At 50.6% G+C, this 14302-nt stretch carries 16 protein-coding genes; 3 read left to right on the top strand and 13 right to left on the bottom strand.

The window, feature by feature from the left end; genetic code table 11:
• Positions 1-2459, bottom strand: a 2459-nt coding sequence (gene traI / locus ACJHW7_RS23005) for a conjugative transfer relaxase/helicase TraI (RefSeq protein ID WP_410233580.1), incomplete at its 3' end; no start/stop codon positions are given.
• Between the two features lie 81 nt (positions 2460-2540).
• Here traI and vapB point away from each other — a divergent pair.
• On the top strand, positions 2541-2768 hold the full coding sequence (gene vapB, locus ACJHW7_RS23000; RefSeq protein WP_020219222.1) for a toxin-antitoxin system antitoxin VapB: 228 nt from the start codon (positions 2541-2543) through the stop codon (positions 2766-2768).
• Entirely contained in the window at positions 2768-3166 is a 399-nt protein-coding gene (locus ACJHW7_RS22995; RefSeq protein ID WP_000911324.1) for a type II toxin-antitoxin system tRNA(fMet)-specific endonuclease VapC, read from the top strand. The genes vapB and ACJHW7_RS22995 overlap by 1 nt, the downstream gene beginning before the upstream one ends.
• An 8-nt stretch (positions 3167-3174) precedes the next feature.
• Here ACJHW7_RS22995 and traD read toward each other — a convergent pair whose 3' ends face one another.
• The 9 genes from traD to traQ form a co-directional block, all read right to left on the bottom strand.
• The gene (gene traD, locus ACJHW7_RS22990) at positions 3175-5328 is read right to left on the bottom strand and encodes a type IV conjugative transfer system coupling protein TraD (protein WP_000009350.1); all 2154 of its coding nucleotides are present in this window, start codon (positions 5326-5328) and stop codon (positions 3175-3177) included.
• Between the two features lie 252 nt (positions 5329-5580).
• The gene (gene traT, locus ACJHW7_RS22985) at positions 5581-6312 is read right to left on the bottom strand and encodes a conjugal transfer complement resistance protein TraT (protein ID WP_000850422.1); all 732 of its coding nucleotides are present in this window, start codon (positions 6310-6312) and stop codon (positions 5581-5583) included.
• Between the two features lie 24 nt (positions 6313-6336).
• Positions 6337-6858, bottom strand: coding sequence for a conjugal transfer entry exclusion protein TraS (gene traS / locus ACJHW7_RS22980; RefSeq protein WP_000632670.1), 522 nt, complete (start codon positions 6856-6858; stop codon positions 6337-6339).
• Between the two features lie 32 nt (positions 6859-6890).
• A complete protein-coding gene (gene traG, locus ACJHW7_RS22975) occupies positions 6891-9707 on the bottom strand; it encodes a conjugal transfer mating-pair stabilization protein TraG (RefSeq protein ID WP_001007052.1) in 2817 nt (938 codons plus the stop codon).
• Positions 9704-11077 carry a conjugal transfer pilus assembly protein TraH gene (gene traH, locus ACJHW7_RS22970; protein WP_021553026.1) on the bottom strand — a complete coding sequence of 458 codons (1374 nt, stop codon included), beginning with the start codon at positions 11075-11077 and terminating at the stop codon, positions 9704-9706. Before traH ends, traG begins: the two co-directional genes overlap by 4 nt.
• On the bottom strand, positions 11077-11457 hold the full coding sequence (trbF, locus tag ACJHW7_RS22965; RefSeq protein ID WP_024201580.1) for an F-type conjugal transfer protein TrbF: 381 nt from the start codon (positions 11455-11457) through the stop codon (positions 11077-11079). Before trbF ends, traH begins: the two co-directional genes overlap by 1 nt.
• Complete coding sequence (gene trbJ, locus ACJHW7_RS22960) at positions 11444-11785, bottom strand: P-type conjugative transfer protein TrbJ (protein WP_001443031.1); 342 nt, start codon at positions 11783-11785, stop codon at positions 11444-11446. Before trbJ ends, trbF begins: the two co-directional genes overlap by 14 nt.
• Complete coding sequence (gene trbB / locus ACJHW7_RS22955) at positions 11715-12260, bottom strand: type-F conjugative transfer system pilin assembly thiol-disulfide isomerase TrbB (RefSeq protein WP_000059850.1); 546 nt, start codon at positions 12258-12260, stop codon at positions 11715-11717. The genes trbJ and trbB overlap by 71 nt, the downstream gene beginning before the upstream one ends.
• The gene (traQ, locus tag ACJHW7_RS22950; RefSeq protein WP_000624109.1) at positions 12247-12531 is read right to left on the bottom strand and encodes a type-F conjugative transfer system pilin chaperone TraQ; all 285 of its coding nucleotides are present in this window, start codon (positions 12529-12531) and stop codon (positions 12247-12249) included. Before traQ ends, trbB begins: the two co-directional genes overlap by 14 nt.
• Before the next feature lie 80 nt (positions 12532-12611).
• Here traQ and ACJHW7_RS22945 point away from each other — a divergent pair, with 80 nt between their 5' ends.
• Entirely contained in the window at positions 12612-12926 is a 315-nt protein-coding gene (locus ACJHW7_RS22945) for a protein ArtA (RefSeq protein WP_000415566.1), read from the top strand.
• A 1-nt stretch (position 12927) separates the two neighbouring features.
• Here the strand turns inward: ACJHW7_RS22945 and trbA are convergent, their stop codons facing one another.
• Genes trbA through ACJHW7_RS22930 form a run of 3 tightly spaced genes read right to left on the bottom strand, consistent with a single transcriptional unit; the run spans position 12928 to position 14284 of the window.
• Positions 12928-13275, bottom strand: coding sequence for a conjugal transfer protein TrbA (trbA, locus tag ACJHW7_RS22940; protein WP_001287913.1), 348 nt, complete (start codon positions 13273-13275; stop codon positions 12928-12930).
• Positions 13276-13290: 15 nt separating this feature from the next.
• Positions 13291-14034 (bottom strand): type-F conjugative transfer system pilin assembly protein TraF, encoded by a 744-nt coding sequence (traF, locus tag ACJHW7_RS22935; protein ID WP_001030367.1) that lies wholly within the window; start codon positions 14032-14034, stop codon positions 13291-13293.
• Positions 14027-14284, bottom strand: coding sequence for a conjugal transfer protein TrbE (locus ACJHW7_RS22930; RefSeq protein WP_000864318.1), 258 nt, complete (start codon positions 14282-14284; stop codon positions 14027-14029). Before ACJHW7_RS22930 ends, traF begins: the two co-directional genes overlap by 8 nt.
• Between the last annotated feature and the right edge of the window lie 18 nt (positions 14285-14302).

Genomic DNA, 14302 nt, shown 5'->3' with positions numbered 1-14302 from the left:
TTATTATGGTGATCCCCTGGGCGAAATGCGCCTGGTAAGCAGAGTTTTTGAAATGTAAGGCCTTTGAATAAGACAAAAGGCTGCCTCATCGCTAACTTTGCAACAGTGCCGCTGACGGAATGCCCGGGCGTTTCCACCCAGCCGTTCTCCAGCTTCAGTGCCGTGAACGGTGAATCGCTCACAGGCAGGGTGGCCGGTTCAGCCCGTCCCGGCACAACAACCGTCATCGCGTCCTCACTGACGGACGACACCTGCAGGCGGTCACCGCCGGAGACGCGGAGTCCGGGAATTTTCCCTGTCACCCTCAGACGCTCGCCGTCTGCCACCGGCATTTTTTCCGGCCGGAACAGCGACCAGCTGCTGTCCAGAGAAGAAATACGCACCACCTGCGTTTCGCCCTGCGCATCCCGCAGGGTCAGGCTGTGACTCTGCGCCGTCACCCGGTCTATCACATAGCGGTCATGACTGCGTGTCTCCGGGTTCCACTGCTCCATCACCATCCCCGGGCGGTACATATCCCGCAGATAACGACTCCGGCTGTCCAGCCAGACCGGTGACAGCGCGGTCATGGTCACCTCCGGATGTCCGAGTACGCCCTGTGTTTTCAGCTCACTGCGAATGGTCTGAGTCAGCATGGCCTGTTCCCGTACTCCACTGACCTGCGCCACGCTCTCTTCTCCGGCTTTCACGCTGACCGCAAAATCTCCGGCCAGCCGGGCATAGCGGACATTACGGTCCGGTTCACTGATGATGGTTGCCGGTCGCTGTTCTCCCCCCTGCCAGCGATATGTGTTCACTCCGGCATCCTTCATGGCCATCAGCGCACTGCCGGTACCGGTCCGCTGCCCGCTGTCGATTATCAGGACCTGTACGTTATGCCGTGCGGCACCGTCCAGCAGAGTTAACGTCTCTTTCAGGGAGAGTTTTTCGCCCTGGTCGACGATAACGGTACTGCCCGGCGTGAAGGTCATGCCCTCCAGCAGCTGACGCCGCCCGGTTATCAGCTCACCGGACAGACGCTCATCCTGCTTCATGTTCATCTGCGAGCGACGGTCAGCAGCGATAATCTGCACCTCCCGCCCCTGCTCCCGGGCCATCATGACCAGTTCAGCCCCCCGCTCACGCTGCCCGGCTGCACCGCCCTGCCCGGACACAATGGCCAGCGACGGGCGATCCTGTGCCAGCACGCTGACGGCATCGCTGTAACCGGCCGTCCGGGGAACACTTTTCTCCGGATGTACGGTCACTCGGTTCTGTTTCATGATGTCACGACTGAGTGCCCGGACTGACAGCTCATCGAGCACATGAATCCCGGACGTGAACAGCCCCTTCTCACGGTCGAGGGGGATAAGCTGCTCACGGCTGATGGCCTCATCGATACCGGCGCGTGCCCGTTCAATCACACCATTTTCCGGCGGCAGTATGCCGACCGTTCTGGCCAGTACGTCCGTGTACGTGAACTGCACTTTTCGTTCACTTAATCCGGCAATCGCCTGTGTCACCGCCTGCTGCACATCCGGCCCGTCCTGTGAAGCAGGCCCGGGCGTCAGCGTGCGGAGATCCGCACGCTGATCCGCCGCGTCACGATATGCCCGGATGTCGAACCCGGTTTCCTTCAGCGTCTGCATCCACTCGGCCATTTTGATCTCCGGATCGACATGCTGTTTGGATTTACGCGTATCCAGCGCCGCCACATCCCGGGATTTCAGCGAGGCGTCTTCCCCGACGGCCTCCCGGATAGTCTGTGAGCGTCCGGAAAAGGCCTCCACCGGTACACCCGGCATTTCCCACATACCGTGCTTACCAACCACTTCAGTTTCATAGCCCAGCGCCTCAACCTGCTCTTTCAGTTTTTCCCGGTAGAGCCTGCCAAAGGCAATCTGATTAGCGTACACATTCTCAATGAACCCCGTTTTCCCCACTTTGTCACTGCTCAGTGTCTTCCATTCGCCATTATGCTGCGTGACATTAGCCACCACCGCATGCGTGTGTAACTGTGGTTCCTGATCGCGACTGGTGTCGTGGTTAAACAGTGCCATCACCAGATTACCGGTCAGCACCGTTTCTGACTGTCCGTCCGTCATCACCCGTGTGGAGGCCAGCGCCTCCACCTGACGGACAGCAAAATCCACGGCCTGATTATGTGCATCAATCAGGCGCTTATCGCCACCTAACATGGCCATCATGGAGACACTTTTGGGGGCGGAGAAGGTCAGATCGTAGCCGGGACGATGCCTGTTACTGCCATCCTGCATGCGGCTTAGATCCGCTCCGTCCGGCAGCCTGCCCTCCAGAAGACGGGTAAAAACATCCTTATCAACACTGCCCTGCAGCCCCAGCTGTTCAGCCCCCCTGCCGGCCCAGCGTTCTCCCATGCTGCCCAGCACATAGTAATTATCCTTGTCGGTATAATAGTTCCCGGCACTTCCGGCCGATCTGACCTGCGCAATACTCATCATAAACGTATATCCCTTTGACATATCCCGGCATCAATCCCACAATGGATATACACAAGACATATCCACATAAGGAGGCAAATAATGGAAACCACCGTATTTCTCAGCAACCGCAGCCAGGCGGTCAGACTGCCAAAAGCGGTTGCATTGCCGGAAAACGTAAAACGCGTTGAAGTGATTGCTGTCGGACGAACCCGAATCATTACGCCTGCCGGAGAGGCATGGGACGAATGGTTCGACGGAAACAGTGTCAGCGCTGATTTTATGGATAACAGGGAACAGCCTGGTATGCAGGAAAGGGAGTCATTCTGATGCTGAAGTTTATGCTCGATACCAACATCTGCATTTTTACGATAAAGAACAAACCCGCCAGTGTCAGGGAACGTTTTAACCTGAACCAGGGGAGAATGTGCATCAGTTCGGTTACTCTGATGGAGGTGATATATGGTGCAGAAAAAAGCCAGATGCCTGAACGTAATCTCGCTGTGATCGAGGGATTTGTTTCCCGCATTGACGTTCTGGATTACGACGCTGCTGCTGCCACACACACCGGCCAGATAAGAGCAGAACTTGCCCTTCAGGGACGCCCTGTCGGGCCATTTGATCAAATGATCGCAGGTCATGCCCGCAGTCGGGGACTGATTATTGTGACTAATAACACCCGGGAATTTGAACGTGTGGGCGGCCTGAGAATTGAAGACTGGAGTTGACCTGTTCATCAGAAATCATCTCCCGGCTCAACATCCTCCCCGCGCTCCCGGTGCACATTAATGTTCACCTCTTCACGACGCTGCATCTGCTGCTGGATGTCCGGATGATTTTCCTGTTGCCATGCCTCATAAGCGGCCATATCCACCACTTCACCGGATTCACTGATCCCGGGTGGCAGTTGCTGTTCCATCTCTTCTTCCGGTTTCATTTTCAGCTCCTGCTCGATCCCCCCTGCCGGAACATTCACACCTGAATCTGACTTCTTATCGTTGATGGCAGGAGACACCGGCTGTTGCGGCTGTTCAGCCTGAGTCACGTCTTCTCCGGAAACAACCTCCGGGACATCCGGTTCGAAGAGGCTGGCCATCTGACGACCTTCTGCTTCCCTTGCGGCAAGTACGGCACTCAGACGGTTCTCCATTTCCGGATTGATGTCACGCGGAATAAACTCCGGAGCGACCTTCGGTCGTGTCTGATATTTCAGAGAGAGTTTTACTGCCGGATACGGTCCGGGCAGGGTGACATAACAGGTCAGATCCGGCAGAGACTGAATGTCGGAATAACTGACCAGCGTCTGGCGCTCCATATCCTTACCGGTCGATACCCCGTCACGTACCGGATCAGCACCGTAGGAATACTGCTCGCTGGCTTTCAGGTGCTCTTTCTCACCAATTTCACCGGCAGCGAACTCTGCAATCTTATGGCTGGGAGAACGGAAAAAGGCACGGGTGTTCATGACGTCAAACAGCGAGGCAGCCGCTTTCTCACCGTAGATATCTTCCAGCTGGGCATAGGACTGGATACCAAACACATAACAGCCACCGAACTTACGGGCTTCCGGCAGGATCTCCACCAGGTCCGGCAGTTTGTGTAACGTGGGTAACTCATCACAGAAAAACCACACACGACGGTTACGATTTTCTCCCATTGCCAGCAGACCACGAATGGCAATGGACAGCCACATGGAGATCACCGGCTTCAGGGAGGCATGGGTGTCGGCATTCGACGAAATAAACAGCCAGCCGTTTTTCTGATCTTCCCGGACACCACGCATCCAGTCACGGATGGTAAAAGGCTCACCGTTATGCTCAATCCCCTGCAGGTAACGGATGGCTTTCACGTAGTTGGTCAGCACAGCACGGATGGAAATCGCCGTTTTCTCAATTTTCTCTTCCACCAGGTTGGCCGCCGGTGAATTACGCAGGTAGGTACGCAGTTTTTCAATTTTGATGGAAAGCAGTGTGTCCACCAGTTTGCTGTAGCTGCGGTTGGGGTCATTACGCATCAGATACGCCGCTTCCGCAAAAATGGTACGTCCTGAACCCTGCCAGAACGGATCCTCTTTTGTACCCATCGGGATCAGAGTATTTGCGGTATTATCAAAATCCGGCTGTGTCAGGCACTCCTTCCACAAATCCCAGGCGGCACAGCGGGCATCCAGCGGATTCAGGATTTTATCGATGGAGGGATCATAGTAACTTTTAACAAATTCCCCCGAACGGTCATAAATCACCACCATATCACCGCGTTGACGGGCGTAGTTGGCCAGACGACGGATAACTTCCGACTTACCGGCCCCGACCGTGCCGTGCAGACAGAAGTTCTGGATTTCGGAATCCCGGATAATCGGCAGGTCTCCAATCCGGATATCGGAGTCCTTGCCGTCTTTTTTCAGCATCCGGGCAACGTCTTTCGGATTGTCTGTCAGCTGACGACCACCTGTGACTTCATTTTCGCTCTGTTGTTTACCCTGACGCCCCAGAATCCAGGAGACAACAAAGAAGGTAATCAGGCAAATAACCAGTGCCACAACAGCAGCCAGCACGAAGGCGGACCATAACTGCTCACTGCACCAGATCATATATTTGTCATGCAGTACCTGAGCAGCGTTCATGCGGAAGGTTTTACCGTAATACTGGATCTCATAGACCGGCTGGGATTTGATTAAATCCCGCATGCCTTCCAGCGTGGTACACCACCAGTAAATACAGCCGTTCACAAACGTCTGCCAGCTTATTTTTATCCATAAAACCAGACCAACGAGTATCCAGAAAAAAATAAACAGGCAGTAAAGCATGATATTGGCGATCTGGCTGAACATGCGGATACGCATGGACGCAATCTGACCGCCCTGGGTCATATCCTTTGCGTTAAAACTCATGATGATATTCCGAAGAAAAAAAGTCAGTCGGACTGATTATTAATGATGAAAAGATTAATAACCGTTAAATTCCGGCTTCGCCGGCAACACTTCACGGTCGCACAAAGAATTTGCACAACCGCTCAGTGTTTTCATATTTATTTCGGAAACGCCGGGGAGAAATAAAATTTATTTTATTTCTTTCCGGGGTTGGACAACGAGCAAAGCGAGGCGTCAGTCAGGAGGCCGGTCAGACCAGCCTCCGGAAGATAATCAGAGAATATTTGCGATTGATTTGGCCAGCTGGTCTTCGAGAACAGGCTTCGCCTCTTCAAATTTCAGGTTAACCTTGTTCGCATTTGAGACCACACGGGTCTGGTATTTATGCTGGTTACCTGTTTCTGTACTGGTCTGAATTTTCGCACCTGATGTGCCCTGACGCAGGGCGGCAACATTATCCGTTGTCACCGTTGCCTTAGTACGCTCTGCAATCTGCACATCCGTGATCATGGTATAGTTCACATCTTCCACCATCGCATCTGCAGCCATACCCACCAGACCGGCAGCAAGGCCCACACCGAGTGTGGCACCGGCAGAATTGGAATTATATCCGGTGATACCGGCACCTAACGCTGCACCAACTGCTGCGCCTTCATAACCACGGTTCAGCCATCCCTGAGACTCCCGCAGATCCATCTTATCGGCCTTCAGCACATTCGCCTGAATCCAGTAGTAGGCTTTATCCGGAGAAGTCACCACCTGATACCCTTTTGCTTTCACAGCATCAGCAATTTTGCCCTGCAGCCCACTCATGTCTTTATCAGACGTGTTTTTGATCTGCAGAAATACCGTGCGTTCGCTGGCGGGTTCAAGCCAGATGGTCTCACTCATCTGAGTCTTCACCTCAAGGTTACGCTTCTTGATTGCTGTGCTCATCGCACCACACCCTGAAAGGGCCAGAGTGGAACTGACCAGTGCAACCATCATTAGTTTTTTTGTTTTCATCATATATTTACTCTCTAATATCTTTTATTTTACTCTTGATAACTTCTTGTTTTTGACGTAACTATTGATTGCATCAATAACACCAACAAATTGATATCTACCGATATCTAATTGAATCAAGAACGCCATAATAACCGTCACTAAAATTGCGCCAAAACCGTATATAATCCCTCCACCTAAAAAAGACCATAAAAATATAACTCCCATATACACAATGAAATACACTTTAAGTTTTGATGATATAACCCTCATTACGGATGATGTCTTTAGGAATTCTTCCGGCAGAGAGAAATATAACATTCTAATCCTTGCCACAATAAACAGAATAATAAGTCCAAGCCATCCTCCGGCTAACACAGCAGTGAGTGTTTCACTTGTCTTTTGTGTTATTAGAAATGACATTAGCAAGGGACAAAAAATCATCCACCCCATGATGATAAGCCCGGGTTTTAATCCCTGCCATAGTGACGGAATTCTAATATCTCCTGAGTCAATATGTTTCTTTAAAACTTCCAACTCACTACTGATAATTTGTTGTGTAATCATGGTCTCTCCATACCCTACCCAACATGTTATGATTATTCTTTATGCTGGTAACTCTTTGCTTTCTCTAAAAGCTCTTTCGGACTATCAGCACCAGGTATTCTTTCCTGAGCCAGCTTTTCTTCATTATATTTATTATTCTGAGTTAATGCTTCTGTTTTATGATGATTTTGTAGTTCAGAATACTGCCCTTTTACAATATTTTCCTCGCCTCGGATGCTGTTCTGAGTATCTCCGATATTACCTCGATATTCTGTGACCATATTATCAACCTGATGTTTTACATCATTACGGATATTACTGTCCTGCGTTCTTTGCTCAATTATGGCCTGATGTCCCTGATGATCAGCAATAATATCCTGGCTGCCACCACCCGAAGGTACGCTCTCCATTCCTTTACCTATATCTCTACGGGATTCACGCCAGGTGTTATCAACACCAGGCTGTACCTGTTCCTGCACAAAAGACCACGCCATAGCCCGACGGCGTTCTGCAATCTCCGGCGAACTGGTATTTGTCAGAATAGCTTCAACATCCTGCGGTGCGTTTTTCATCACATACTGTGCAAACTGTTGCGACAGATCTTCACTCATCTGCCCACTCATACTCTCAGTACGGGATGCCATTTCAGCATATTCATGGCTGCGGGTCATATTCGTCGTGTACTGGTCGTAACTCTGTTTCGCTGAATTCAGGGCTGCAGACAACTGATCCACACGGGAATCAGCATTATTGTCAGTATGGCTGCCGGATTCACTGACTTTGCGGCTGGTAAAGTAATCGCTGGCTTCTTTAAAGTCTTGTGTAGCTCTGGCATCGATATCATGACGAGCATCATGGCTGGCCCGTGAACCACTACTGGCTTCATGTGAGTCAAGATCACTGCCATCAATGCTTGCCTTAGCTCCGGCCTGGAGACCAACCCCTCCACCGTTACCCAATACACTTATGCCTAAATGCCCTTTAGCATAAGCATCACCGTAAAGGCCAAGCGACGCATTTGTACTTCTCGAGGCCAGTTCTCTCGTCGCCTGCTCATTACTGATATTATGCGCCTTCGCATAGCTTTCCACTGCACTGCGCATACGGCTGGCCATCATGGAGTCCTGAGCACTCATCGTGCTGTCAGCACCACCAGTGACAGAGTCACTGCTCCCCCGGTTAGAGCCAAACTGACTGAGTGTGTTCCAGGCACTGGCAATACTGCTGCTGAAACCATGCAGGGCACTTTCGGCTCTGTTCGACGCCTCCCGGGCCATTTCCTGTTGTGCCGCTGCAATCTGACGCGTTGCATTGATACCGACCGGTAACCGGGACATCGCTCCGCTTGCATCCATCACCATATTACCGTCACGGGTCTGTGTGGCGGTTGCGCCACTGCCGGTCTGGTACATCATCTGACCAAACGACGTGGTGCTGTTGGTGCTCCAGCTGAAGCCGTTCACGTTTTCCGTCTGCATGTTGCCGTAGGAGTAATTACCGTCAACCACACTGCCTGCTGCACTGGCCGTTGGACTGATAGATGAAGAGGCGAAGTGGCTGTACACGCTGGAAAAACCTGCGCCAAGGCCTTTTACCATCATCCATGACAACGGGGGGATCATGGCTGAAAGATACCCGGCAGTGGAGGCCAGGTCAGAGTATTTCAGCTGTATCTGAGAGAGTTCAGACAACACGACCGGCGCACCATTCTGTTTCGCATAGAATGTCATGGCACTGTTCAGAATGGCATACAACAACGGCCAGGTCTGCAGCCACATCAGGGCAAACACATACCCCTTTAATACAGACAATGTCAGCTTGTTAAAGACAGCCGCCAGTATCAGGAGCGGGAATATACCAATGGCAATCCCCGTCAGGATAGTCTGGACCATCGGCAGGTTTCGCATAGTTACATGACCAATGGAGACATGTGCCAGACGTTGTTTCTCCATCGATGACGTGGTGGCCAGACTTACCAGGCTGGCGGTGTCACCGTTACGGGCTGCATTACTGGTGATACCCTCTTTCAGGGCATTCATGGTGACGTTCTGGCGCATAATCTGGCTGGCAGACTGACTGGAGCCGTAGAAATAACTGTAACTGTCACTGACCAGTTGTCTGAATAACAGGTCCGGGTCCGGTCTGCCGCCAAATATCTGCTGCACATAATAATGCCAGGTCTTGCCTCCCGTCTTTGTATCGAGATTCAGCCTGTCTTTCAGCGTGACCGACGCATCCTTACAAGTTATGAAATTATTATTGTTGTCATAAACGCCCCGTAGCGGGCTGGGGCGGGAAAAAATCAGCGTGTAGGGGTCAGCGGAGGCCATCAGGTCTTCCAGCGTGTATTTATGATTCAGGTAAATATCACCCAGCACGCAGTTCTGGACGTAGTCCTGGAACAGATTGATGATTTCCGGATTCCGGGACAGGAAATCGGTGCTTTTCACAATCAGATTCGCCCCGAACAGCATCCCCGTTTTGCTGTAGGTGACGCTGTCCGGTTGCGTGAAGATCATCTCGTAACTGGCCACCATTGCATGCCCGATACGGGTCGTCAGTGAAAGTGGCATCGCCAGACCGACCGGCACATTATCCACCCGGTGAACTTTGACCAGGTCACTGTTATCAATAATCTGCACCGATGTGCGGACATTAACCAGCAGGCTGATAAGCACAAACACGGCCACCCAGCCCAGCAAATCCATCACGTTGTGCCGCTGTACCCACATTACGGCCACCGCGAGAACAGACAATGTGAGCGCAATTTTTTCAATGGAATCCCACGTCCAGGTTCCCATAAAGGCGGCAATGGCGTTCAGGTTATTCCGCAACCACTCACCACCGGCAATCACATAAACTTCATTCACAGCGTGCTCCCTCCGAAGTGATAGTTGTTCTGGTAACGACTGAGCATGCGAGCGGAAAGCTGCTGACGCATGTAGCTCATCTGACGATCGACAACCAGCAGCGCATCCTGCTGTACCTGCACCTGTGACTGAAACGCCGCAATCTGCCGGGTGGCATCATTCATGTTGTCGTTAATATGCCCGATAACCGCTTCGTCATAATTTCCCGTGGCCACCATCGCCCGTGCCTGCTGTATCAGCTCCTGAATGTACTGCAGCAGGATGTCGTAACCGATATAGTCCGTCAGCTGGTAAATCATACTGTTGGAAACACCGAGCATCTGCGGGTCAACCAGGTATTTGAAGACGGGGATGGTGGTACTGGAAATAAAGCCTTTTTCCTTGTCATCCAGAGGCGTGTCACTGACAGCCTTGTTCTGAATGCTGGCCAGAAGTTTAGTAATCTGAGACTTCAGTGCATTATCCCGGCTGATGGTCACCGGTGTGTCTGCCACCACTTTCAGGCATTTATCAGAATCGTTGCAGTGAGAAATTTTTGCTGTGCCGCCTTCCATCATGGCCCGGATAATTGAACGGTCAGTGGTTCTGGCTGACAGCGGTGTGATTTCGCCGTTGGGACCAAACACCAGTGAGCCGGTCAGCGTCATCACAAACTCTTTCAGCTCTTTGTTGCCGTCAAACATTCTGTTTTTGGAAAGCGCATTCCACATGATGTTGATGTTTTTGGTCACCCGCTCCTTATCCTTGTCGCTGGCTTTATCCCTGACGCTGTCAGATTTCCCGCCAACGGTACATCCCTGCCGGGAAGCCGCCCAGTCAGCAAAAATATTGCTCTCACCGGCAATGTCCTGACAGACTTTTTGCTGGGACACCTGCGTCCGGGGGAAAAGCCCGCCGATAATCCCCTGTGCAGCCTGGCAGGAACTGAGGTTCATACTGTTAATGTCGCTTGCCATTTTCTGCAGGAAGTCTTTTGCGGTTTTTATTTCCGGCACCGTTGTCTGCAGGGCAAGGTCAAAAAAGTAACCGGCAGCATTGCTCATAATCTGCTTAACAAAACGCTGCAACTGCTCACCATTAATAAAACTGAACGAGCCGAGATAGGCGTCGATGCCGCCACATCCAGCATTGATATCCGGCAGCGTCATGGAAATTAGCTGAACATTTTTGACCTGAGTACGGGCATACAGGGAGCCACCGTAAGCATAGCCGGCGGCCTGCCCCTGCCAGACGCCCGGCTGTGTGGTATTGGAAGCAAATCCCAGCTTATTAAAGAACTGATTCATGTCGCTGTTCACATCCGCTGACGCTGCAGGCGTCACCGTCAGTAAGGCGGCACAAAGAACCAGAAGAGGTTTAATGCGTGGCATCATTCTTGCCCTCCCTTAATGTGTTCTCCCGGTGCATACGACATTTCAGCAGGAATATCTCGATATTTCCGTATATTAATTCGTACATTGGGGTCAGAAAAAAATGTAACAAGAAACCCGGCTGCAAGCGCATATAACGTATACGGAATGGCATATATCAGGATATTCCACATATAACTCGAATTATTTAATTCCGGGTCCGCTTTCCACGAATCAATACAGGCATCAAAAATAATATCCATAACTGTCCATAAAACAATTCCGGCAGTCAGGAATACCAGAGACAATCCAGCATACCTGCCAGTAATTCTGGAAATGTATTTATAATCTCGTTCTGTACTTCTGATTTTGAGTTCAGGATTACTTTTATTTTCTCTCATTATAAGTTCCCTCTGATATTTCCGATGATTCATTCAGACCGGTCATGCGGCTGTAATATATTTCAGACACCGAAATCCATCCCACAATTGCCCCCACAAAAAACACAACAGAAACAGAAAAGGTAAGACTCAGCGAAACGACAATTTCTACAGGGCTGGCGGGATAAAAAAGCCCCTGACGGATAAAGGGGATATTCAGGCTGACGATTATTCCCGTCACGATGCCGGATATTCCGGCAATGAGTAACACCACCTGCTTATTTCGCACCTTTTTTTCCTCCGTACATCTGCAAAACGGTATCCACCCGCGCCATAAAACCGGCGGCATCCGTTGCCCCCTGTAAAAGCGGTAATGCCTCAAGCGTGTTGACGTTGACCAGGAAGGTGGTCGGTGTGGCCACCGGGATATTCGGGAAGAAGGTCTGCATCACGTCCGGTGGCACCGGTAATGCTTCAGGAAAGGCCGTATCCCCCTGACCATCCAGGGTGTAGGAAAAAACGGAAAAGCCGTACTGCTGTGCCAGCTGTTTCAGTACCGGGTCAAACTGGTGACAGTAAGGGCAATGCCCCTGCATAAACAGCACCACCTTCCAGTCGGCCAGGTTAACCTGCCTGCCATTACTGAGGCGGAACCAGCGGGGAGCCGGCTTTGCTGTCCTGGCTGACGTGCCTGCTGCCGGTTGTGCAGGCTGCGTAGCCATACCCTGCGGATTCCAGAGTCGCTCTATTTCATCCCGGGTGGAGGCCTGCACAGCAGCGGCGCTCAGCAACAGGGTGAACAGCAGTGATTTAGTGAGAGACATGTCCGCCCTCCTGCTGCCCTTCCATCATGGCCTGTTGCCTGGCTTCCAGTGCCTCACGCTCTTCCCGGCTGACACGGGCAATCCATGCATCCAGCACCTGGTATGCGCCGAACAGTACGAGAATGGCCGCAATCAGCTCCGCCAGAAAAAAAGCCATCCAGGGTTTGCTGTAAACAAGACGGGCGACGATATGAAACCAGACACCCAGGGAAAATACCCACATTCCCGTAATATCAAGCCGGGGTAAAGAGAATCTGCGTTTACTTATCATGTTAAACTCCGGTTATTATTTACATGAGAGTATTCATGTCTGTAATATTCGCGTTTGTGTGATATTAATCAGAGGTACAAATGGAAAAGCGATCTTTTAAAGAAAAACTGGAAATAATCAGAAACATAATAAGAGAGTCGTTACTGGGAAATGCGGCAATTATTGCGCTGATATATGCAGCATCACATTCATTACCGGTCAATGCTTTCCCTGACTATCTTGTAATAAGTTTATTAAGTATCGCAGCAGGCATCGTTGTATTATGGTTATTTTCAATTATCTATATTTATTTTTGTGAGCTATTCAGAAGCCACTGGATTGCGGTATGGTTTATCATATGGTCTTCAGTAATCAACCTCATTATTTTGTATGGTTTTTATGACCGTTTTATATGACTTAGCCTGTCATAAGCCCCCTTATAAAAAACCACATCACTCCGGACCATACCGATGACAACATAATACAGATAAATATTCTTCTGAACCTGTCGAAGCTCGTAACGTCCGGTAATGCGGCCGCAACTATTGAAACAACCAGTGCTGCGCCCTGACTCATAATTGCACCACACAGAAACCAGAGACTGGCGGTAAGCACATATAAACACGCGATATTAACAACAAGGAAAACCAGTGAGCTCAGGAGAAACATTTTCCTGTCATTACGCTCAGAAAAGAAATAACCGGCAATAATGACAAATATTAACAGAACAACACCTGTAAACATTTTCAAATAATCTTCACTCATAAATCAAATCCGCGATTAAAAATTGGGTTTAAAATCTTCAGAAACGTTCAGGAACTGTTTTGCCAGGTCGTCCTGCGAAATAAAGCCGTATGATAACGGGCGAACACTGCCCTGTTTCGGGTCAACCAGCATCATGGCCGGGAAATATTTCACGCCGAGGCGCTGCGCCTGCCCCTGGTCAGTCCGGGAATCCGGCAACAGCGGATTAATCACGCCATCCACGGAAACGGGAATAACACTCAGACCATACGTATCCCGGAAGCCATTAATGACCTGCGCCAGTTGCCCGTCGATGGGGTCCTGCCCCCGGTAAAAAAACATGATGCCGTAGTGTTCAGCCAGTTTCGCAATGGCCTGTCGCTGCTGCGCCTGGTCTGCTGCCAGCTGGTTCCGTACCGTGCCGTTGTAATGACTGTACTGCAGGTTATAGTCCAGTTCAGGATGTGCCAGCATGGCCTTTCTGGCGCTCATGGTGAAAAGCCCGGCCTGCTGAGCCCAGTAATTTTGCAGCCGGAAATATTTCACAAAATTATCCACGCCGGGATACAGAATGGCTTCGTACAGCGCCCGCTTTGTTGCCGTCTGCAGTGCGGCCAGTTTCTGCATAATATCCGGTTCCTGACGGGGGGCTGCAGGTACAGGTTTATTTTCTTTTTCCTTCGGATTTATTTTCTCGTTATACCACTGCCAGCCTGCATCTTTTCCTGACGCCGGAAAAATAAAGCAGCAGAGTAACAGTGGCAGTAATGCTTTATTCATCTTCATTCCTTTCATCACTTTTTCTTTCATCAGGTTTCTGCAGGTCAGTCAGGGCAGAAAAACAAAAATACAGAATAAACAGGAGCACACCGGAGTAAAGGATAACGAAAGCAGCGGCAAGCATCCCGTCTGCCGTGGTTTCTTTTACCGTATCCCACGACCAGATAATTACCGGAGAAATGACAATCGCTGTAATCAAAAGCCGGATAAGAAAATCAATAAAACGGTTCGACGTGAATATGACTTTCATCATTTCCCCCGGTTATTT

Origin of the sequence: Escherichia sp. WS1152, from assembly GCF_046487665.1 — a bacterium.
Taxonomy (GTDB): domain Bacteria; phylum Pseudomonadota; class Gammaproteobacteria; order Enterobacterales; family Enterobacteriaceae; genus Escherichia; species Escherichia coli.
Note: the sequence above shows the minus strand (reverse complement) of the source record. Positions and strands in the feature narration are given on the sequence as shown.